We start from the raw sequence: 20337 nt of genomic DNA on the forward strand, positions 1-20337 counted from the left end.
GCGGCCGGCGGGGGACGGGGTAGTCAGTCGAGGAACTGCCCCCAGCGCTGCTGCACCTCGCGCAGGTAGGCCGGGTCGCTCTCCGCGACGCGCGGGAACGACTTCAGCCGGTGCCAGGGACGGCAGGCGTCGATGACCGCACGGCTGTTGTACGGCGTCTGGTCCGGCTCCAGCATGGGGTCGAGCTTGCTGCCCCAGGTCCTGTTCATGATCTCGATGTCGGTCGCCGGATCGCTCCGGGTGGACATCGCCCAGACCACCTCGCCGAGGTCGGTGACGTCTATGTCTTCGTCCACGACCACGACGTAGCGGTTCATGTAGGCCGCCGCCGGGCACTGCGCCGCCAGGTAACCCACCTGCCGGGCGTGGCCGGCGTAGCGCTGCTCGATGGCCACGGCGATGAACAGCCGGCCGCCGCCGGTCTCGTGCGCCCAGGCCGACTTCACGCCCGGTACTCCCATGGAGACCAGCTCGTCCTGGATCATCGCGGACTTCATCACGGTCCGCATGTAGCTGTAGTCATGCGGGGGCTTGCCGGGCGGGGCACCGAGCAGGATCGGGTTGTCCCGGTAGTAGATCCGGTTCACTCGCAGGTTCGGCGTCGGGCGCGGCGAGCCGGCGTAGTAGCCGGTCCACTCGCCGAACGGGCCCTCCACCCGGCTCTCCTCGGGCGTGAGCCAGCCCTCGACCACGATCTCGGTCCCGGCCGGGATGGGCAGCCCGGTCTCCTCCCCGAGGACGACGGGGACCCGCTGACCGAGCACCGCGCCGGCGTACTCCAGTTCGGAGATGCCGCCGGGCACCTCTGTGCCGCCCAGCGCGAGCAGGAGGGGGTCGTGACCGAAGCTGACGGTGACCGGGGCCCGGCCCTCCCGGGCGAACCACCGCTCGATGTTCTGCGCCCCGTGTTTACCCGGTACGGCGGCGATCGTCGTCGCCCGACCGTCGTCCTGGACCTGCATCCGGTAGCACCCGCCATTGTGGACGCCGGTCTCCGGGTCGCTGGTTACCACCAAGCAGCCGGTACCGATGAACCGGCCGCCGTCGTGGCCGTGCCAGCGCGGTACGGGAAACGCCAGCAGGTTGGCGTCGTTCCCCTCCAGCACGTTCTCGTGGAACGGCGCCCGCTCCACCACCTCTACCGGGAAGTCGCGAGCGGCCGCCGCCCACTTCGATGGCTTGCCCCGCAACGCCTCGACCAGGCCGAAGTCGTCGAGGTCGTCACCCAGCCGCAGGGTACGGCCGAAGCGCCTCGACGTGCCCGTGCTGCCGACCAGCAGCCGGTGGCCGGACGGGTAGTCGACGATGTCGTCGAAGAGCAGCGCCTGCGGCTTCGGTCGGCGGTAGCTCAGCTCGGCGATGCCGCCGATCTCAAGGTCCCAGTGTGCACCGTGGACGTGCCGCAGCTCCCCGATCCGCTCCACGTCCTCGATGAACGTACGCAGGCTGAGTAGCGGTTCATCGGTCATCGCGGAAGCCTCCCGTCCACCAGGTGCGCGGCCAGAATAGGCCAGTAGTCCGGGCGCTCGAGCAGCGACATATGGCGCGCTCCGGGGAGCACCTCCAGCGCGGTCCGGGGGATCCCGTCGGCGAGCACCGCAGCCATCTCCGGCGGCGTGGCGTAATCCCCCTCGCCGACGACGACCAGCGTCTCCGCGGTGATCCGCCCCAGTTCGGCGGTGCCGTCGAAGCCGCCCATCGCCCGGGACGCGGCGGCGTGGGCGGCGGAGTCGGTAGCCAGGAAGATGTCTACGAGCCGCTGCACTTCGTCCGGGTTTTTCTCCCGGAAGGCATCACTGAACCAGCGAGTGACCTGGAAGTCAATCAGCTCCTGGCGGGGCTTGCTTTCCACGTTCCTCGCCCGCTCGGCCCAGTTGGCCTCGCGGTCCGGGCCGTAGCAGGCGGTGGTGTCCGCCAGCAATAACCGGTCGACCAGCTCGGGGTGGCGCTCGGCGAGGGCGATCGCGGTGCAGCCGCCCATGGACATGCCGGCCAGCCGGGCCGGCGCGCCTCCGGTCAGCGTCCGCAGCACCGCCGCAGCGTCCTCGGCCATGTCGTGGATGGTGAACGGCTTGCCGTCCCAGGCCGTGGCGCCGTGCCCGCGGGCGTCGAGCGCGAACACCTGCGCCCGCTCGCCTAGGACGGCCGCGATCGGGTCCCAGAACCGGCCCGACAGCGCCAACGGGTGCAGCAGCAGGACCACCGGCCCGGTGTCTCCGGTCCGGTGCACCTCGAACGTGCCGCGCTCGGTCTCGACCCTCATGCCCGCGCCCTCCGTTCCGCCGCAACCTCCACGGCCCGGCAGATCTCCTGGTACGTGCCGCACCGGCAGATGTTGCCCTCCAGGTGGGCGACGATCTGCTCGCGGTCCGGCTGCGGGTTCTCCGCCAGCAACTCGTGCGCCATGAGGACGAACCCGGGGATGCAGTACCCACACTGCATGGCCCGCGACTCGACGAACGCGGTCACCACCGCGTCGTCCTCCGGCAGCCCGTCCGCGGTCGTCAGCTCGGCCCCGTCGTACCGCACCGCCCGCGCCAGGCAGCTGCTCACGCTGGTACCGCCGACGAGGACGGTGCACGCGCCGCACGCGCCGACCCCGCAGCCCTCGCGGACGCTGTAGGCGCCGATCTTGTCGCGCAGGACGTCGAGCAGGAGCTCGTCGTCGTCGACGGGTACGTCGTACCGGCGACCGTTGACGGTCAGCTGGATGAGCTTCACTTCTCGACTCCTGCCTCGTCCATCGCCTGCAGCACGCGCTCCGGGGAGAGCGGCAGGCGGGTGATGCGGACCCCCACGGCGTCCCGCACCGCGTTGGCGACGGCCGGCGCGATCGGGATGATCCCGGTCTCGCCGACGCCCTTCGCCCCGAACGGCCCGGTGGCGTGCGGACTCTCGATGATGATCGGGGTGAGCTTGCCGGGCAGGTCCTTGACCGACGGGAGCTGGTAGTCCAGCAGAGTCGAGTTCAGCATCTGGCCCTGGTCGAAGACCAGCTCGTCGAAGAGCGCGTGGCCCAGGCCCATGATCGCCGATCCGGCGAGCTGCTGCTCCACAAGGGTCGGGTTGATGGCGCGCCCGACGTCACCGGCCACGACGAGGTGCTCGACGCGTACCCGTCCGGTCCACCGGTCTACCAGCAACTGCACGGCGACGGCGCCGGCAAACCAGTGCTCGGTCGCCTTCGCCGACCGACCGGTCTCCTTGTCGTACGGCTGCCAGCTGGTCGTGTAGTTGAACTCCTCGGTCAGCGTCGCGCCCCGCGCTCCGAAGTGCTCGTGGATGAGCTCGGAGATGCGGTAGACCTCGCCGCTCGCCGTGTTGAGCACACCGTCGGCGGTCAGCTTCAGGTCTCTGCTGGAGCCGCCCGCACGCTTGGCGGCGAGGTCGACCAGGCGCTCGCGCATCCGCTCGGCGACACCCCGCACCGCGTTACCGGTGTGGTAGGTCGAGCGGCTGCCAGCGGTGATGGTGTCGTACGGCGTGACGTCGGTGTCGACGGCGACGACTCGGATCCGCTCCGCGTCCATGCTCAGCACCTCGGCCACGATCTGCGGCATGATCGTGTCGCTGCCCTGGCCCATGTCGACCGTACTGATCATCAGGGTGGCCGACCCGTCCTGGTTCAGCTGCAGCACGGCGTTCGCGACGGTGGGCGTGAGGACGGCCTTGATGCCGACCGCGACACCGCGCCCGCGCCGCCAGCGACCCGAGCCACGGTCGAGTGGCTTGTCCCAGCCGATCGCCTCGGTCACCGCGTCCAGGCAGCCGACGAAGTCGGCGCTGTGCATGACGGTGCCCATGTAGCTCTCGTCGCCCTCGCGCAGCAGGTTGCGGCGCCGGAACCCGGCCGGGTCCTCACCGCGCGCGCGGGCGAGTTCGTCGATCAGCGTCTCGTGCGACCAGGTGACCTGGGGGACGCCGAAGCCGCGAAACGGGCCGGCCGACGGCTTGTTGGTGTAGATGCACCGGGACCGGATGGCGACGTTCGGGATCTTGTAGGGGCCGGCGGCGATCATCCCCGACTTCGCGGTGATGCGCGGGCCGACGTCGGCGTACGCGCCGGTGTCGTAGCGGACGTCGGCGATGGCCGAGGTGAGGTTGCCGTCGGCGTCCGCCGACATGCTGCTGATGACGCCGGCCCCGTGGCGGGTGGTCAGCAGGAAGGCCTCCTCGCGGGAGGCGACCATCCGCACCTCGCGTCGGTGGAGCCAGGCCAGCGCCGCGATGAGGGGTTCGAGCCGGTCGTACATCTTGGACCCGAAGCTGCCACCGAGCGGCGCCACGCGGATGCGCACGTGACTGAGCGGCAGGCCGAGCATGTCGGCCACCGACTGGCGCACGTAGGACGGCGTCTGCGTCGTCGAGTACAGCTCGAGCCGGTCGGCCTCCACCCAGCCGATGGTCGCCGGCAGTTCGATCGGCACGTGGTGCACTGGCGGCGCCCAGAACTCGAAGCCGACCGAGGTGCCCTGGGTCGCGGCGCTCTCCGGGTCGCCGAGCTTCAGGTTGTACTGGTACGCGATGTTGGTCTCGGTCTTGCCCGACAGGTGCCGCAGGTCGCCGAAGACGACCGACGGCCGCAGCGCGTCGTGCACGAAGGCCCGCTCCGCGAGGGCGTCCGCGACGTCGTAGATCGGCTCGAGGTCCTCGTACTCGACGTACACGAGCTCTGCGGCCTCGCGGGCCGTGGCGACGTCACGGGCCAGGACCGCGACGACCGGCTCGCCGACGTAGCGGACCCGGTCGACGGCGAGCGGCGGCTGGTCGGAGAAGGCCGGACCGGTGAACATCCGGTCACCGAGGACCTTGTACAGGTCGGCGCCGGTGACCACGCCCTCGACGCCGTCGAGGGCGGCGGCCTCGGAGACGTCGATGCTCGTGATCCGCGCGTGCGGGCGGGTGCTCCGGTGCACCGCGACGTGCGCGCAGCCGCCGTGCGGCCGGTCGGCGACGTGCCGGAGCTGGCCAAGGACCTTGCCGGCGGCGCCGACGCGGGACCGGCGGGAGCCGACGCCCGTGTCGACGCCGGGTTCGGGGGTGGTCTGCGTCATCGGGCTTCCTCCCATGCGCGCCGGACGGCGTCCTCGGTTGCGACGAGGCCGAGCTTCCGCTTGTAGTCGGCGCTGCCGCGGACGTCGGGAATCGGGTCGAGCTCCGGCTCGACGGCGGCCGTGGCCGCGGCGACCGCCGCGTCGACGCCGCCACCGTCGAGCGGGACCTCGACGTACCGGGGCACGTGGGCCAGCGCGCCGAGCCCCAGCCGGAGCGTCCGTCGCTCCGCGTCTACCTGCGCGGCCACGGACGCGGCGGGCCAGTCATTCTCCCCGAGGCTGCTCATTTTCACGAAGGTCGACGAGTTCCCGGCCGGAGCGGCCGGGATGTGCAGCGCGGTGATCAGCTCCCCCGGCTCCACGGCGGTGACCTGGAAGTCGACGAAGAAGTCGCGGATGGGCACGGTACGCGTACCGCGGACCGAGGTCAGCTCGACGCGGGCACCGAGGACGAGCAGCGCCGTCGGCGGGTCGAGCCGGTAGTCGCCGTGGGCGATGTTGCCGCCGACGCTCGCGGTGTTGCGGACCCGCGGGTTGGCGACGTGGCCGTAGGTCTGCGCGGCCAGCGGCACCCGGCGACGGACGACCTCGCTGGTCTCCATCCGCCGGAGCGTGGTCATCGGCCCCACCCGAAGGCCCTCGGCCGTCTCCTCAATCTCGGCGAGTCCGGGAACCCGGGAGAGGTCGACGAGGTTACCGGCGAACAGCACCCCCTGCTTGATGAGGATCTGGATCGCCGTACCGCCGCCGTAGACCATCGTCTCCTCGAGGGTGTCGAGAAGCTCGCACGCCTCGGCCAGCGAGGTCGGCTGGTGCAGTGGCGGCTTCATTTGCCACTCCTCGCGCGCCGCCGGCCGAACAGCCAGGCCACGAACGCCAGCACCGCACCGACCAGCGCGGGCTTCTTCACCGGCACCGGCTGCTCGGCGAGCGGCGTCTCCACCACGGCCACCGGCTGCGCGACACCACCGGCCTCGGCGGCGGCCGGAGCGGCGCCGGTGGCCGGTACCGCCTTCGCCTTCCCGCCGGCCCTGACCTCGTCGATCGGGACGCCGGTGCAGATCTGGGTGAACTTCTCGACGAACTGCTTCTCCACCTCCGCGGTGCGCCGCCGGAAGATGGACTCGCCCATCCGGCCGAGCTTGCCCCAGAGCGCCATCTCCATGCTGTAGCTGACCTCGGAGCCGTTGCCGTTGGGAAGCACGCCGAGGACGGCGTCGAGCTTGAGGGAGCTGCCCAGCCGGCGGTCCTCGCCCTTGAGCACGGCCCGCACCTCGCGCGGCGGGTCGAGGCCGACGATCTCCGCCGAGAAGGAGGCGTTGAAGCGCACGTGCGCGATCTCGTTGACCAGGCGCCCGGAGTAGTGCCGCTCGTCGACCTGTACCAGCTCTTCGCAGCCCGGGATACAGGCCGCCATCGTGTGCGGGTCCAGGAAGAGTTCGAAGACCCGTTCGCAGTCCACGGGCACGGTGAAAGTTGAACCGATTTTCATTGATAGACCGCCAAGCGAGACGTGGTGTCCTGTAGACAGGACACTAGGTTTCATCGACGGATACGTCAAGGCCGCCGGAAGGCACTGCGCCGATTCACCCGTACGCAGTGAGCGGACGGCCGCCGGCCGGGTGATAAATAGCCATGAATTCCAACCACCCAGAGCCGGACCTGGCGGTGAACGACCAGACGGGCGAGGCGAGCCCCGGCGTGATCCGATCGGTCGAGGAGCACCCGAGCGGCGACATCCCGGCCTCACCGACGCCAGAACCGCCGGAGACCGCCGAGGAGACCCAGGCGGCCCGGCGTCCTCCGCCGGGCGCTAAGCCCGCTCAGCCGCGGTCGGACCCGGCGGCCATCTCGCCGCCGAGCAACGTGTTCGCGTACAGGTCGCGCGAAAGCCCGGCGAAGTGAGCCACCGTGTCGGCGAGCGACCGCACGTCCGCGTACTTCTGGTGCAGGTCGAACAGCGACATCGCGTGCGACGCCTCGCCGCGGTCGAACGTGCACTCCTCGACCACGACCACCCGGTAGTTGAGCGAGAAGGCGTCGGTGACCGTCGCCCGTACGCACCCGCTCGTGGTGGTACCGCAAACGACCAGCGTGTCGGCCCCGAGGTCCACGAGGTACGAGGCGAGCATCGTGCCGAAGAAGGCGCTGGGCCGCCCCTTGCGCACCACGATCTCGTGCGACAGCGGGGCCAGGGCGTCGACGATGTCGTTGCCACGCGGATTGGCCTGGTGCTCGCGGGACCGCGGACTCTTGTCGTTCCAGCGGCCCCGGTCGAAGAAGGTCGACCCCTCGCGGAAGCCGCTACTGAAAAAGACCGGCATGGCCGCCGCGCGCGCCGCCGCGAGCAGGGTCTTCGTCCGCTCCACAGCATCCCACGCCTGCGGCCCGCAACTGCTGGGCCAGCGGTCGACCGACTCCCGCAGCGGCAGCCGGTACTCACCGCAGAAGTTGTAGTTGATGTCGACGACGAGAAGAACCGGGCGGGCGCCGAAGCCGACCGAGCCGCCGAAGCCCGAGCGGTCGAAGATGTCCCGGTCGCTGTCGGTCAGGAAGCGATCCCACGGGCGCACGCGAAGCCCCTTCGTCTCACCCACGCGTCCACGAAAGACCGCGCGCCGCACGGCGCGGCAGTTGACTCGCGACGAGGACAGGATGTTTTGTCAGCGGGACGATAGGGCGATCCACCGGCGGCAGTCAAGGTCCAGACACTCGACCGGGGTGACGCGTTGACGGCCGCCATGGAGGTGGCTACTGTCCTGCAAAATGGACACCATGCCTCGCAGAGAGGTCAATTAGCGAGCTGCACCCCTCCCACCCGAGGCGTCCGCCGCACACGATCGAAAGAGGGACCCGTGCGATCGAAGAGCTGGTTCTTGGCGGCGGCGGCCGCGTTCACCCTGATGGCCGCGGGTTGCGGAGGATCGACCGACGGCGGCTCCGGCAGCAGCGGGAGCAAGACCACGCTGCGGGTTGCCAGCAATTCGAACAGCAGCGCTCTGCCGCTGTGGGTCGCGGTCGAGAAGAACCTGTGCGACAAGCAGAACCTGAAGATTAACTTCACCAAGATCGAGAACGTCGGCACGCTGCCGCCGGCCCTCGGCAAGAACTTCGACATCATCTTCACCACGCCGGTCCAGGCCATCACCGCGACCGCGCAGGGCATCCCCGTCACGGAGATCGCCGGCTCCTCGACCGACACGAAGGACAACGCGAACAGCTACCTGTTCGTGCAGGACAAGTCCCCGATCCGCAACGTTAGCGACCTCGCCGGCAAGAAGATCGGAGTGCTCACCGAGGTCGGCACCCTGCACTACGCCACCCTGCGGCTGCTCAAGCAAGCGGGCGTCGACCCGAGCTCCGTTCAAATCGTCCAGGTGGACGGCCCGAGCCAGGCCGACCAGCTGGCGGCCGGACGGGTCGACGCGGTGGAGACCGTACGGCCGTTCAACGCGGCCATCAAGGCGAAGGGCGGCCGGAACATCGGCACCCCGTTCTCGTCCCTGGGCGACGAGATCAGCGTGATCTGGTGGGGCGCCAACCGCCAGTGGGCCGAGTCCCACTCCAGCGCCGTGCAGGCGTACCAGAGGTGCCTCCAGGACGCCACCACGTACATCAAGGAGCACGACGCGGAGGCGCGCCAGGTCCTGCAGAAGTACACGAAGCTGCCGGAGGAGGTCGCCAAGTCGTTCGAGCTGCCGCTCTACGACCCGTCCGTGCGCCCCGACGACGTCAAGCGGTGGCTGGACGCGATGAAAGAGCTGGGCCTGTTCAACGGCGACGTGGACGTCAGCAAGCTCGCGTACCAGGCGAAGTGAGCCGATGATGCACCTCGACTACACGAGGGCCGAGGCCCTCTACGCGAGCCAGGACCTCGGGCAGGAGATCGGACTGGGCGAGCGTCCTGCGCTGCTCGTGGTGGATTTCCAGCTCGGCTTCACCGACCCGGCCAGCCCCATCGGCGGTGACATGTCCGCGGCGATCGAGGCCACCGTCGATCTTCTTGCCGCGGCACGGACCGCGGACGTGCCGGTCTGGTACACGGTGGTGGGCTACCGGCCGGACCTCGCCGACGCCGGGGTGTGGCCGCTCAAGTATCCCCGGCTGGATGCCCTCCGGCGGAACACGCCAGCCGTGCAGGTCGACCCGCGGGTGGCCCCGTCGGATGCGGAGGTCGTCATCCTCAAGCAGTACGCGTCCGCGTTCTTCGGCACGTCCCTGCACTCGATGCTGGCGGCCGCGCGCGTCGACTCGCTGATCGTCACCGGCTGCACCACCAGCGGCTGCGTACGGGCGACCGTCGTCGACGGGATGCAGTACGGCTACCGCGTCGTCGTGGCAGAGGACTGCTGTGCCGACCGGGACGAGGCCCCACACCTGGCCAACCTCTTCGACATGCGGACCAAGTACGCCGACGTGGCCCCCTCCGGGCAAATCATCAAGTCACTGGAACTCCGCAGCGGGCAACCGTCCCGTACGTAGCAGGGGGAAGGACCAGCGCCGCTGCCCTTGCCGAAGACCTCGTCCATGCATTTCACGCGGCATGCCGGTACTCGTTGAGGATGCCGCCGAGGCGTTGGCGTCTTCGTATATCGAGGCGAGCCAACTTGTCCGGATCGGCGACCGGCGGAGGCAACGGGTACAGCGGGCGCGTTCGCAAATGCCCTGGTGCGGGCGGTGCCCGTTGTAGAACTGTTCGAAGTCGCGCAGGGCGTGGAGCAGGTGCCGCTGGTTCCAGATCAAGCTGCGGTCCAGCAGTTCGCGCCGCCCCGTCTGCACCCACCGTTCCATAACCGAGTTCATTCGCGGCATCCGGACGCCGCTCAGGACGACGTCCATGCCCGCGTCTGGGAGGACCGCGTCGAGCAACTCGGGGAGCTTCCCGCCCCCACAGGAACCGCGCCCGGCAACCGGCGGCGTCCTCGATGTCCATGACAAGGCTGTTCGCCGTCTGCACAGTCAGAGGCAGTTAGGAGTGGTTCGGCGACGTGCGGCCATGCCCCACTATGGCGCGGCGCGCCGAACCGGCTACCTCCCGGTTCAGCGGCCGTGGCGATAGCGTTGCCGGTATGCCGATGCGCCTCGCCGGGTTGGTCCTCGCGGCCGGCGCTGGCCGCCGTTTCGGCATGCCCAAGGCGCTGGTCCGCCACCACGGGCGGCTGCTGGTCGAGCGCGCGATCGAGGTAGCCGTCGCGGCGGGCTGCGCGCCCGTGGTGGTGGTGCTCGGGGCAGCGGCGGCCGACATCCGGGCGGTCGCCGAGCTAGGCGCAGCGGTTGTCGTCGACAATCCCGACTGGGAGAGCGGTATGGGCTCGTCGCTGCGGGCCGGGTTGGCGGCACTCGCCGCAACCGATGCCAGCGCCGCGGTCGTCCTGCTGGTCGACATGCCGGGCGTGACGGCGGCAGCGGCCCGACGCGTCGGCTCGCTCGCCGACGCGGACGCGCTCGCCATGGCCGGCTATGGCGAGCGGCGAGGCCATCCCGTGCTGCTCGGCCGCTCGCACTGGACCGGCATCGCCCGGACGGCCATCGGCGACGTCGGTGCCCGGCCCTACCTACGACGGCACGCAGCCGAGGTGCAGGTCGTGTCGTGCGTCGACGTCGCCGACGATGGCGACATCGACATACCCGCGGACATCCGCGAAGCCTGACCCCACCTCCGCCCGCCGCGTTCGCCTCGCCCCGGATGGTGACCGGCGGACCTCGCCGAAAGCCGCTCCGGCCGCCCGCCGCACGGATCTCCCCCGCCTCCGCCAATCGGCTACAGATGAGCACGTCTCGTGATCATGTAACGCCCCGGCGACTGACGCCTTCGGGGTCGCCAAAGAGGTCTCAGAGCAGGAAGCGCTGGTCATCGGACTGTCGGTGAGATTGATGTTCCAGCCCTTACGACGGGCGCCGCCACCCGAACGGGGACATGCAGCGACAGATGTCGATTAGCTCCTTCCAGCAACGTCCCGCTGAGGCGGCCAGGGAGAACCGGCGAGACGGTCGGATCCATAGGGCCTGCAGGTTGACCACTTCGGTTTTCTCTGGGAGGTCACACCGACGCGCTCGCCTGCATCGTCGCAGGTCACGGCGTTCCCTCCGTCTGGCCTCGGTGAGACCACTTCGGACGGGTGACCACTTCGCCAAGCTGCGCCCGATCTGCACCCACCTGTAAGGCCCCAACTGCTACAAGCCCCTGACCGCCCTGACCTGCGGATACTCCCCTACCAGCCGATATAGAGTGCCGTCGACTGCTGTTCACTGCCGTTGAGTGCAGTTGTGTGAAGCAGGACGCTCCGCCGGCTCTGACCTGCGAAAACGCAAGACCGCAGGTCGGGGCGTATGCCGCTGAGCGCCGTTCGGTGCCGTTGAGTGCAGTTCAACGCCGTTCAGTGCACCCGACTGCTCCCAACGTGCTCCCCCGATCCCGGCCCCAACCGACCCACACGGTCAGCCGGGACAGCCTGCCTAACGCAGGGCCGCCCGCCCCGCAGCACGGAGCGAGCGACCCGACGGTGGGCACGGACAGTGACGAGCGCGCTCACGGACGCCGCGCTTTGTCAGCGGCATGTCAGTGCGTTCATCCGAGGGTGGGCCGGCCCTCGGAGATCTGTTCTTCTACCGGCCGACCGGACCAGGCCAGCCATGGGTCCGCGCCGGACTTGGGCACGACCACAGGCCCGTTGCCGGCCAACGCGTCGGAGATGCGGCCTGACTCGATGAAGGCGCGGGACTGGTAGCCCACGGACCAAGCGGTCTCGTGCTCCCACGCACCGGTGATCACCCATCCACCGGTGCGGATCTCATCCATGCGGTCAGCGAGGAAGGCAAGTGCGATCTCGCGAGCCTCTTCATCGGTCATGCTCGTGACCCTAACGCTGGAACGATGATGCAGGACCGAGCCAACGCGCTGTCATCGGCACGTCCGTGCGCGTGCCGCGGAGGCTTGTCGTGACGCTGAGTAGCGCGCTAATCGTGGCATGTGGGTATGAATGGTCCGGGGACCTGTCACCTCTTCGGCGGCCACGGTGACGGTTTGCGGGAGATCCACCAGTAGCCGGCATAGCGCGGGTTGTGATGCCAGCGGGATCGGCGCACCTCGTCCGTCCGGGGCGCCCAGTCCCGGTACGGCAGCAACGCCATTCGCGACGCGATCTGACCCGCCATGTATGGCCACGCGATCACAGTGATCAGCGCGTCCCGACGGCGGTAGGACACCCGAGGCGCGAGCCATGGCATTACCACGACGGGCAGCACCGACCCCGCCAGATACCCGAGCCAGTAGCTGTCGGTCGCATCCCAAACGACATAGTGAAGCACGACCGCTGGCAGCCCGATAGGGGCCCAGATGAGCACCGCGCGCAGGCCCCGGGCCAGCCCTTCGCGCGGCTTGCCTGAATCCAACGGATCATCTGGCATTCGCGCGACGGTAGCCTCGCCGGTTGCAAATCTCAAGGGCAAACGCAACGCTCATCGGCAGTTCCGGATACGAGCGGACGGCACCGCTGTCACGTTGCGTGGCGCGCGGATCGCGGCCAGATGTGTGCGCTGCAGTCCAGCCGTTCGCCGGCTGCCTGCCGATCGGGCACGGCCCGTCGGGCACTGTCCTCGTCGCCGACATCGACCCCAATCGCCTGCACGAGGCCTGGCAGGCTGCCGACGCACTGGTGCCGGTCATCGGACGCCGACCCGTCATGGTCACCGACGACTTCGACAACACGCTGAGGATCCGGCCCGAGCCCGAGCCGGGTCCGTCGGAGTCGGAGCTGCGCGCGTTCGCCGAGGCGGCCGAGTCTTCCGAACCCTGGCTGGCCTACCGCCACTACAGCGAGGACGACGAGGTCGACGAGGGCGAGGTCGAGTACTACGCGCGTGGCATGGCCAGCGTCGACCTGGACCTGACGGCCCTGGTGTCGGATGGGGCGCTGCCGACTCCGCGCCAGGCGCTGGAGCGGGCGCTGTACGATCGGCTGCTCGCCGACGCCGACCTGTACGCCCGGGTGCTTGGCCGCGTGCGGTTCGTGACGCAGACCGACTACTGGTACACGCCTGACAGCGTCCTGCTCATGTTGTTGCCCACCAGCGACGTCCCCAGCTCGGGGTACTGGGTGGACTTCTTCGGTGCGCTCACCCGGGAGTACCAGCGGACGCTCGCCGAGGTGTTGGCGCAGTGGCGTCACCGGTGGGACGCCCGCCTGGTCGCGTCGTGGGGCACCATGCTGCAGTTCCAGGTGGGTTGTCGCCCGGCACCGGGTGACGAGGCGTGGACCGCGGCCGGCCAGCTCAAGGCGCTCGCCCCGAACCTCGACCTGAGCCGGTGGGAGGTCGCGGTTGCCTTCCCCGCCGGTGACGCGTGGTTCGTGCACAACCGGCCCTGACAAACTCGACCAGACCGTGACCCGCCGAGCTCGGCCGTGGCCCCAGCTCGGCCGAGCCGCCCCCTCATCGGCACGTCCGGACGTCCCTCGGGACGCCGGCGGTAACGCTCCGCAACGCGCCGTCCGCGGCAGAATCGGGCACTGACCTTGGCTGCGCCCTTCACGGCCTGGTGCCCCGCCATCAGACCACCTTCACGACATGTGGATGGCCCGGCGGAGGCTCAGCCAGTCCTAGTCGCTGCGGTAGCGCCACGAGGCTGATGACAGCTTGCCCCGATGTTGGCAGGATGATCGGGTGCGTCGGATCGAAGCGGAATGGGTACGTCGACTCCCGGATTTACAACTGGATCGTGTTCTTGCGCCACCTTCGCTGGAGCCGGTAGTCAGATACCACTTACTCGACCGAACAGTAAGTGTGCTGGACGAGCAGTTGCAGCCGATCCAGCGGCTGTTCTTGGACGTGCCACCCACAGCAAAGCTTCTTGCCGCAAGTCCGGACCTGGCGACCGTCGTCGTGACCGACACCCGTCGGGTCATCATCATGGCGGCAGGCCGGCCAATCCCGGTCGAGATTGCGGCAGCCGATTCCGCGACGCTGCTGCCGGGCGGCCGTCTGCTGGTCACCGCGCCGACACTCGAACGGCTGGAATACAAGGGCCGCGAGTACGACGCCAAGGGCGAGCACCTGGTGTTCCTGGTGGATCTAGGTTCGGGACATGTCCTGGACCAAGCCGTTCTTGATGCGGTGGACGCCAGCGTGACCACCGTGCCTCATCCGCACGACGGGTCGGTGGTCCTGGATGCAGCTATGGGTCAGGACGGCGCTTTGATCTATGTCGCCCGGGTGCTGGACGACAGGATCAAGGTGGAGCTTGTCGCCGAGAACGTGGTCGCGGCGAGCTTCGCACCGTCCGGAGATCGCCTGCTGCTCATGCCTCACCCCAGCTTCGATAACAAGATATCCGTCCTGGAATGGCCGAGCCAGCGTCCCCTTGCTCGGCTCCACGCGGACGATCTGGCAATCGACGACTTCGTATTCACCCTGTACGGATGTTTCCTGAGCGACCGGCGGGTACTCCTCGACACCTACGAACACGGGCTGTTGCTGTGCTCCGGCGAGCTCAGCCCTGTGGCGTGGATCAGCCTGAATCCGCCCTTTGAAACGAGCGACGTGGAGGTGTCGACAATGCGCGTGTCGCCAGAGGCCGTGTTCGGTGTCGCAGAGGACGTGTTCGCTGCCGACATCCGGGATGGGACGTCCCTCTCTTGGACCCTTTGGCGAATCCCGCCTTCGAGAGTTGATGCAGGCTGATAATCGAGGCGAGCCCGGGTCTCGCGCCATGGGGTACGTGCCACGCCGGGGAAGGCGGGTCTCCTGTCGGACAGTCGTAGACCGCCCAGCCTCCTCGGACGGGTACCAGGCGCAGCACGCCCCCCGGGCTCCTAGCACTGGGGAAGATCGATGATTCATGGTCTGAAGGCAGCACTTGTACCCAGGCCCAGGCATCGATGTCCAGTTAGCGAGGCCTTGAAGCTACGTCGCCACGATGGCATCCGCTTCTCGGCAGATGAGGACGTCGCCCGGTTGACCAGCGCGACCCACGGACGTTGACGCCTTCGGGCCGCTGAAGAGGTTACGGGGCGGAAAGCCCTGGTCTGCGCGCTGCAGGTGGATGGTGCGGGCATCAGTACTTCGCTCCGAAGGGGTGTTCTCCAAGCCGGTCAACGGGGATCGCGCCGGCTGGGCTCGCACGAGCGGTGGTCGGTGCATTCGCAGGCCAACCAGAGAGATCAGCAAGCCGCAATGCGAAGGCATCAGTACGCTCGCGACCATGGTCGAGGGCTTCGTCTACGTAGAGAACGAGCGGCCGGGTGTCATGGCCAGGGCGACACCCGGGACGAGGGTGGCGAAGACATCGTTCGAGCCGCCGTGGATCGTCGTGGACCGCTCGCTCGAACAGATCATCGTCGCACGGTGGCCCGGCAGGTTGTTCCGGGTGGCGGTCGTACCACCGTCCTCGGCCGCAGAGCGGGCCGCGATGGCACGCGCCGCCCAAGGGCTGGTGTCCGGCGCCGGCTACGTTCGCGCGCTGGCGGTGGACGTACTGGCCGAGCTTCCGCCGGCGCTGCTTTTCGGTTCCCAGGGCCGAGCCATCGTCGAGGTGATCGAGGTGGCCCGGTCTCTCACGGAGGAGAGAGCCACACTGCTCGCGTCGGCGGACCACCCAGCGGCGGGCGAAACCTACAGCGCCGCATGGGCCAGGTGGACGGGCACCGTCCACGCTGCAGATGAACGAGACCGGGACCATTCCGCGACGATCGGCCACCACCAGCCCGGCCGTGCCACCTCGCCCATCGGAGCGGGCTTCACCGTGCTGCACACGGCCGTGACCGACAGCGCCCAGCTCCGCGGCCGCCCCGGCGCCCTGAGAGTGAACCCCGACGGCGAGCAACTGCTCGACGAGACCTGGGCGACGGCCGGAAGCGCACTGCTCCACGCCGCCATGGCCTTCGGCGCGCCGGAACTGGTCACCGGCGCCGAGGCCGCCGTATTGACAGCCGCGTGGCGAGCCGTGCTCAGCGACGAGCGGCGCGGCACCACGTGACGCTCCCTGTTCACTCACCAGGCAACGACAGGGACCGGCACACGGCGGACACGGCACTGACATGCCCCCCACCAGCCGGACACCGCGCAAAGCCTGCCGTCGTCCGCCCACGACGGCGACCCCTTCGGACTCACCGAAGAGGTCACCAACGTGGAAGCACTGGTCAGCGCGTTGCCGGTGGGAAAACCGTCCCACGTCCCGGAATCCGTCGTGACGTCCGCCGGCCTGCCACCATAGCTGCCAATCAATACACACCCTCACCGGCTGACTGCTCGGTGGCCCGCCGACGCCGCCAATGCGAGCCGACCGCGAACGAACCGCGAGGTGACCTCTTCGGTCTTCACTGGGAGGTCAAACAGATCCCGCCGCCGCATCATTGCTGGTCAGCGCCTTAGCCGACGTGATGCCGGTTGACCACTTCTGTCGCGGTGACCACTTCGTCAACGTGCACCCAATCTGCTCCCAGCGCAAGGATCGGCCCGGCCGCTGATCCCTTACCGCACTGACCTGCACATACTCTTTCACCAGGTCTAATAGAGCGACGTCGAAGTTAGCGCGCTGCCGTTGAGCACTGCGTGTGAAGCAGGACGCTGCACCGACTCTGACCTGCAAAAACGCGAAGCCGCAGGCAGGGGTGGGTGCGGTTGCGTGCAGTCGGATGCCGTTCGGTGCGGTTGAGGGCCGTTCAGTGCACCCTGTTGCTCCCAACCTGCTCCCCCGATCCTGGCCCGTGACCGGGTTGCCGCAGCCAGGCTGAGACGGGCCGTCTTACAGGTCGTTCGCAGAGTTCGTGGCCGCTTACCGCTTGCCCGAGCGGCCCTGGCTGGCGTCGGCGTCCGGCCAGCCACCGTTAGGCTCAGCCGCTCCCGACCCGCTCCCACGACCCGCTTGTCAACCGGACGTGCTCAGGAATACCGCCGCCCCATCAGCGGCAGATGACGGCACCGTCTCGACGCCGCGAGCGGGGCTCTGACGGTTCAGAGGGCGGCGATTGAGGCGGGAGCTCGTTCTTGCCGAGCCAGCGCACGTATTACGTTCAGGGAACCGTGTCGCCAGACTGCGAGGCTGCTCAGCAGCTTGATTGTCGCTCCGGCCGCTGTCTCTGGCATCGCTGGCGTGGGCAAGCCGAGACTGACTGCCAGGTCGTCGACATGCACGACCAGCTCCACGACCCGGGTCAGTAGGAAGTCATCGACCTGCAGACTCCAGTCGCCGAGGTCCACGATTCGGTCCGCCGGTTGTGCCGGCACCATGGCACGTAGGTCGGTCAACGCAGCGTCGACAATGTCCGCCAGCTCTGTAGCGGTGGTCGACGCGGCTGCCTGCTCGCTGCGGCGGCGGATGCCGACGTTGTCAGCGCTGTCGACGCCTGAAGTTACCCAGGCGTTGCCGGTGAAGTGCTCCAGCACCGAGATAGCTGATGCTCCTGGCGCTGCGGCAAGGAAGGTCACGGTGTGGGTGACCTGGTTAGCTAGATGACGGGCGAGGCCGCCGGTGGAGAAGTCGGGCAACGCGCTGGGGGCGGACCATCGCTCGACCAGCAGCGGTTCACGTAGAAGGACCGCAGCGGTCTTAGCGACGTCCAGGAACGCAGGTCGGATCATCGAGTGCACGTTATACGGGCGCGGCGTCTATCGTCGCCCGTGCTCGCGCGCCTGTGAGGAGCGGATCTTGGTCGGCGTGCACGCACATCGGCATGTCCGGAAGCCGGCTCGTCGGATACGTCGTCCAGACGCTGTCGTCGTGTCAGGACCGGTTGTCGGACGTCCACCCCTGCTGGTGGAGCCTTTCGAACCCGTCGAGCACAGGTCGACCGCAAACTCGAACTCGAACTGGTCATCGCAGCCGTGGCCCACGACCGACGCTTCGTCATGGCTGGCGGCCATAGCTATCTCCGCGATGTGGGGATACCTGCCTGCCATCTCGTCGAACATGGCTTTCTGCATATCCGGGTCGGCGGGTAGCGGTGAGGCGGGAAAGAGTTCCTGAGTGAATCCCCACACGCGGCTTCCTAGAACGTGCATCACATGGTGGGTGAGGTCGACGGAGAAGCCGCCGGCCCGGAACATCCCGACGATTGAGTTCAGGTAGTCCAGCACGACCGGGGTGGGCTGGGGACGGGACTCGATGACGCGCGACGCCCAGGGGTGTTGCAACAAAACTTTTCGGGCCGAAAGGATGCGCTGGCGGATCCCGGCCTTCCAGTCGGTGCCGGGGACCGGTGGATCGATCTCGCCGACGACGACGTCGACCATCCCGTCGAGGAGCTGTTCCTTGTTGGCCACATGCTTGTAGAGCGTGTGGGGCTCGAATACTCGGTTCGGCTGTCTGAAGTGCGGTTCTGTGCGAGCTCGAGCCCTGCGCAGCCGTCATGCTCGTGGCCATGAGCGCGTCGTTGCTGTACCTGCTGTTTCGCCAGATCCTGCAGATGTTGTCCCAGATCGCCCGCCACGGTGGGGCCAAGGATGCGGAAATCCTGGTGCTCCGCCACCAGGTGGCGGTGCTGCGCCGGCAGGTGCACCGCCCCGACCTGCAACCCGCCGACCGGGTGGTGCTGGCAGTGTTGTCGCGGCTGCTGCCCCGCCACCGTTGGTCGGCGTTCTTCGTCACCCCGGCCACGCTGCTGCGGTGGCACCGTGAGCTGGTCGCCCGTCGCTGGACGTACCCGCACGCACGACCCGGCCGGCCACCTGTCGACAAGCAGGTCGGTGACCTGGTGCTGCGACTCGCGGCGGAGAACCCGACGTGGGGGCACCGCCGGATTCAAGGCGAACTGCTCAACCTCGGGCATCAGGTGGCGGCCAGTACGGTATGGAAGATCCTCCACCGGGCCGGGATGGACCCGGCACCACGCCGGTCCGGACTGACCTGGCAGCAGTTCCTGACCTCCCAGGCGCACACGATCCTGGCGTGCGATTTCTTCACGGTCGACACGGTGTTGCTCAAGCGGATCTACGTGCTGTTCTTCGTGGAGATCGCCACCCGCGAGGTCCACGTCGTCGGGGTGACCGCGCATCCGACCGGCGCCTGGGCGGCGCAGCAGGCGCGAAATTTGCTGATGAACCTCGATCAGCGTGCTGCTGGTCTGCGGTTCCTGCTCCGCGACCGGGATACCAAGTTCACCGCCGTCTTCGACGGGGTGTTCGCCGCCGAAGGTATCGACGTGATCAAGACGCCACCGCAGGCGCCCCGGGCGAACGCGTTCGCCGAACGATGGGTGGGCACCGTACGCCGGGAATGCACCGACCGGATGCTCATCGTCGGCGAGCGCCACCTCGCGGCCGTCCTCACCGAGTACACGGCCCACTACAACAGCCACCGCCCACATCGATCGCTCGCCCAGCAGCCGCCCAACCCGCCGTCGGGAGTCAGTGACTTGACCGCCGCCAGGGTTCGACGGCGCCCGATCCTCGGCGGGCTGATCAACGAGTATTCGCAGGCAGCGTAGCCGAACCGGCTTTACGAGCCCCACACGCTTCACCTATATCAAGAGCGCCCGACTACGCCGGACGCACGCGCGCGCTACACCTACGGCCCGCGCGCACGCACCCACGCAACTGGGCGTCAGAACAGCGAAGGCAGCCTAAGCCGAGGCACGCTTGGCCGTGACGATCGCTTCACGGGTCGGCATTGACGTAGCAACCGGCGATCGACGCCACGCCGCTAGCGACGTGCCACCGAGGTGCCCAGCGAACTGTCGCTATCGGACAGACGACATCAATCAATTCGCATATAACCGCATCGTCTGACAGCAACCCTGACAGCAACCCAGGCGGACAGACACGCCCGCCAGCGCACACCGGATCGGCGCCAACACGTTCCGTAACTGCGGACAATCGAGCCCATCGCGAAGCCCCAGGACTATTGAACGCCTTCCCAAGACTTCCAGACTTGGTCATCGTTCCGCATCAGGTCTGGGCTGATAAGAGCCATATGCAGAACCCTAGCGAGCCGCGAAAACACGACCTGCGACGAGCCAATCTCACCTGCCAGAACCACTACTACGCACAACCCAAGCTCTCGTGCAGACTTACGGATAATCGCCTCGTACTCCGGCTCGGACATCCCGTCAATTACACGATCACCTGAAACAGAGATGCTAGCCGCCAGTTCCGCATTGAGCCCTGGGTCAACCAGCACCTCAGCATTATCTGGTGAAAACCTTCCCGCTACCAGCCCGTAGGACGATGGGTGGCCAATTCGCCCACGGTACTCCACGCCAACGGTCCCCTCATCCAGCGGCACCGGACCGTCTTGACCTGCCCAGATCGTGATGCGCGACAACGCCCCGCGCTTGAATTCACTGATCAT

Annotated in this window: 19 protein-coding genes and 1 pseudogene; 7 read left to right on the plus strand and 13 right to left on the minus strand. The window is 68.3% G+C overall.

All coding sequences use genetic code 11. The features are described 5' to 3' along the window. Positions 1-23 precede the first annotated feature (23 nt). The 7 genes from DKT69_RS20045 to DKT69_RS20075 form a co-directional block, all read right to left on the minus strand. Positions 24-1469, minus strand: coding sequence for a UbiD family decarboxylase (locus tag DKT69_RS20045; protein ID WP_109803054.1), 1446 nt, complete (start codon positions 1467-1469; stop codon positions 24-26). Continuing rightward, on the minus strand, positions 1466-2263 hold the full coding sequence (locus tag DKT69_RS20050; RefSeq protein WP_109803055.1) for an alpha/beta fold hydrolase: 798 nt from the start codon (positions 2261-2263) through the stop codon (positions 1466-1468). Before DKT69_RS20050 ends, DKT69_RS20045 begins: the two co-directional genes overlap by 4 nt. Continuing rightward, complete coding sequence (locus tag DKT69_RS20055; RefSeq protein ID WP_109803056.1) at positions 2260-2721, minus strand: (2Fe-2S)-binding protein; 462 nt, start codon at positions 2719-2721, stop codon at positions 2260-2262. The genes DKT69_RS20050 and DKT69_RS20055 overlap by 4 nt, the downstream gene beginning before the upstream one ends. After that, positions 2718-5054, minus strand: a complete 2337-nt coding sequence (locus tag DKT69_RS20060) for a xanthine dehydrogenase family protein molybdopterin-binding subunit (RefSeq protein WP_201749753.1) — start codon at positions 5052-5054, stop codon at positions 2718-2720. The genes DKT69_RS20055 and DKT69_RS20060 overlap by 4 nt, the downstream gene beginning before the upstream one ends. Then, positions 5051-5884, minus strand: coding sequence for an FAD binding domain-containing protein (locus DKT69_RS20065; RefSeq protein WP_109803058.1), 834 nt, complete (start codon positions 5882-5884; stop codon positions 5051-5053). Before DKT69_RS20065 ends, DKT69_RS20060 begins: the two co-directional genes overlap by 4 nt. After that, positions 5881-6522 carry an SRPBCC family protein gene (locus DKT69_RS38415; protein WP_161557902.1) on the minus strand — a complete coding sequence of 214 codons (642 nt, stop codon included), beginning with the start codon at positions 6520-6522 and terminating at the stop codon, positions 5881-5883. Before DKT69_RS38415 ends, DKT69_RS20065 begins: the two co-directional genes overlap by 4 nt. Before the next feature lie 355 nt (positions 6523-6877). Then, positions 6878-7627 carry an isochorismatase family protein gene (locus tag DKT69_RS20075; protein WP_161557903.1) on the minus strand — a complete coding sequence of 250 codons (750 nt, stop codon included), beginning with the start codon at positions 7625-7627 and terminating at the stop codon, positions 6878-6880. 282 nt (positions 7628-7909) lie between these two features. Here DKT69_RS20075 and DKT69_RS20080 point away from each other — a divergent pair, with 282 nt between their 5' ends. Both DKT69_RS20080 and DKT69_RS20085 read left to right on the plus strand, forming a co-directional pair. After that, positions 7910-8872 carry an ABC transporter substrate-binding protein gene (locus DKT69_RS20080; protein WP_161557904.1) on the plus strand — a complete coding sequence of 321 codons (963 nt, stop codon included), beginning with the start codon at positions 7910-7912 and terminating at the stop codon, positions 8870-8872. Between the two features lie 4 nt (positions 8873-8876). Next, entirely contained in the window at positions 8877-9536 is a 660-nt protein-coding gene (locus DKT69_RS20085) for an isochorismatase family protein (protein ID WP_201749754.1), read from the plus strand. Here the strand turns inward: DKT69_RS20085 and DKT69_RS39965 are convergent. Further along, on the minus strand, positions 9498-9893 hold the full coding sequence (locus DKT69_RS39965; protein ID WP_368666263.1) for an integrase core domain-containing protein: 396 nt from the start codon (positions 9891-9893) through the stop codon (positions 9498-9500). The genes DKT69_RS20085 and DKT69_RS39965 overlap by 39 nt on opposite strands. 236 nt (positions 9894-10129) lie before the next feature. On the opposite strand from DKT69_RS39965, the gene DKT69_RS20095 reads away from it, so the two are divergent. After that, positions 10130-10705, plus strand: a complete 576-nt coding sequence (locus DKT69_RS20095; RefSeq protein WP_109803078.1) for a nucleotidyltransferase family protein — start codon at positions 10130-10132, stop codon at positions 10703-10705. 917 nt (positions 10706-11622) lie between these two features. On the opposite strand, the gene DKT69_RS20100 is transcribed toward DKT69_RS20095, so the two are convergent. Continuing rightward, positions 11623-11904, minus strand: a complete 282-nt coding sequence (locus DKT69_RS20100) for a YrhB domain-containing protein (protein WP_109803062.1) — start codon at positions 11902-11904, stop codon at positions 11623-11625. Positions 11905-12050: 146 nt separating this feature from the next. Then, positions 12051-12461: a hypothetical protein gene (locus tag DKT69_RS20105; RefSeq protein WP_236648108.1), complete on the minus strand. Its 411-nt coding sequence runs from the start codon at positions 12459-12461 to the stop codon at positions 12051-12053. Between the two features lie 122 nt (positions 12462-12583). On the opposite strand from DKT69_RS20105, the gene DKT69_RS20110 reads away from it, so the two are divergent. From DKT69_RS20110 to DKT69_RS20120, 3 genes are all read left to right on the plus strand, one after another. Beyond that, complete coding sequence (locus DKT69_RS20110; RefSeq protein WP_109803063.1) at positions 12584-13420, plus strand: hypothetical protein; 837 nt, start codon at positions 12584-12586, stop codon at positions 13418-13420. A 415-nt stretch (positions 13421-13835) separates the two neighbouring features. Further along, positions 13836-14732, plus strand: a complete 897-nt coding sequence (locus DKT69_RS20115) for a hypothetical protein (protein ID WP_109803064.1) — start codon at positions 13836-13838, stop codon at positions 14730-14732. A 520-nt stretch (positions 14733-15252) separates the two neighbouring features. Then, entirely contained in the window at positions 15253-16026 is a 774-nt protein-coding gene (locus DKT69_RS20120) for a hypothetical protein (RefSeq protein ID WP_146231150.1), read from the plus strand. Between the two features lie 977 nt (positions 16027-17003). Here the strand turns inward: DKT69_RS20120 and DKT69_RS20125 are convergent. Both DKT69_RS20125 and DKT69_RS20130 read right to left on the minus strand, forming a co-directional pair. Continuing rightward, positions 17004-17630, minus strand: a complete 627-nt coding sequence (locus DKT69_RS20125) for a maleylpyruvate isomerase N-terminal domain-containing protein (protein WP_109803080.1) — start codon at positions 17628-17630, stop codon at positions 17004-17006. 142 nt (positions 17631-17772) lie between these two features. Beyond that, positions 17773-18332: pseudogene (locus tag DKT69_RS20130) on the minus strand (TetR/AcrR family transcriptional regulator C-terminal domain-containing protein); the annotation flags it as partial. 77 nt (positions 18333-18409) lie between these two features. Here DKT69_RS20130 and DKT69_RS20135 point away from each other — a divergent pair. Continuing rightward, positions 18410-19474 carry an integrase core domain-containing protein gene (locus tag DKT69_RS20135; RefSeq protein ID WP_109803081.1) on the plus strand — a complete coding sequence of 355 codons (1065 nt, stop codon included), beginning with the start codon at positions 18410-18412 and terminating at the stop codon, positions 19472-19474. Between the two features lie 413 nt (positions 19475-19887). Here the strand turns inward: DKT69_RS20135 and DKT69_RS37830 are convergent, their stop codons facing one another. Continuing rightward, positions 19888-20337 carry a hypothetical protein gene (locus DKT69_RS37830; protein WP_146231151.1) on the minus strand — a complete coding sequence of 150 codons (450 nt, stop codon included), beginning with the start codon at positions 20335-20337 and terminating at the stop codon, positions 19888-19890.

Origin of the sequence: Micromonospora sicca, assembly GCF_003172935.1 — a bacterium.
Taxonomy (GTDB): Bacteria; Actinomycetota; Actinomycetes; order Mycobacteriales; family Micromonosporaceae; genus Micromonospora; species Micromonospora sicca.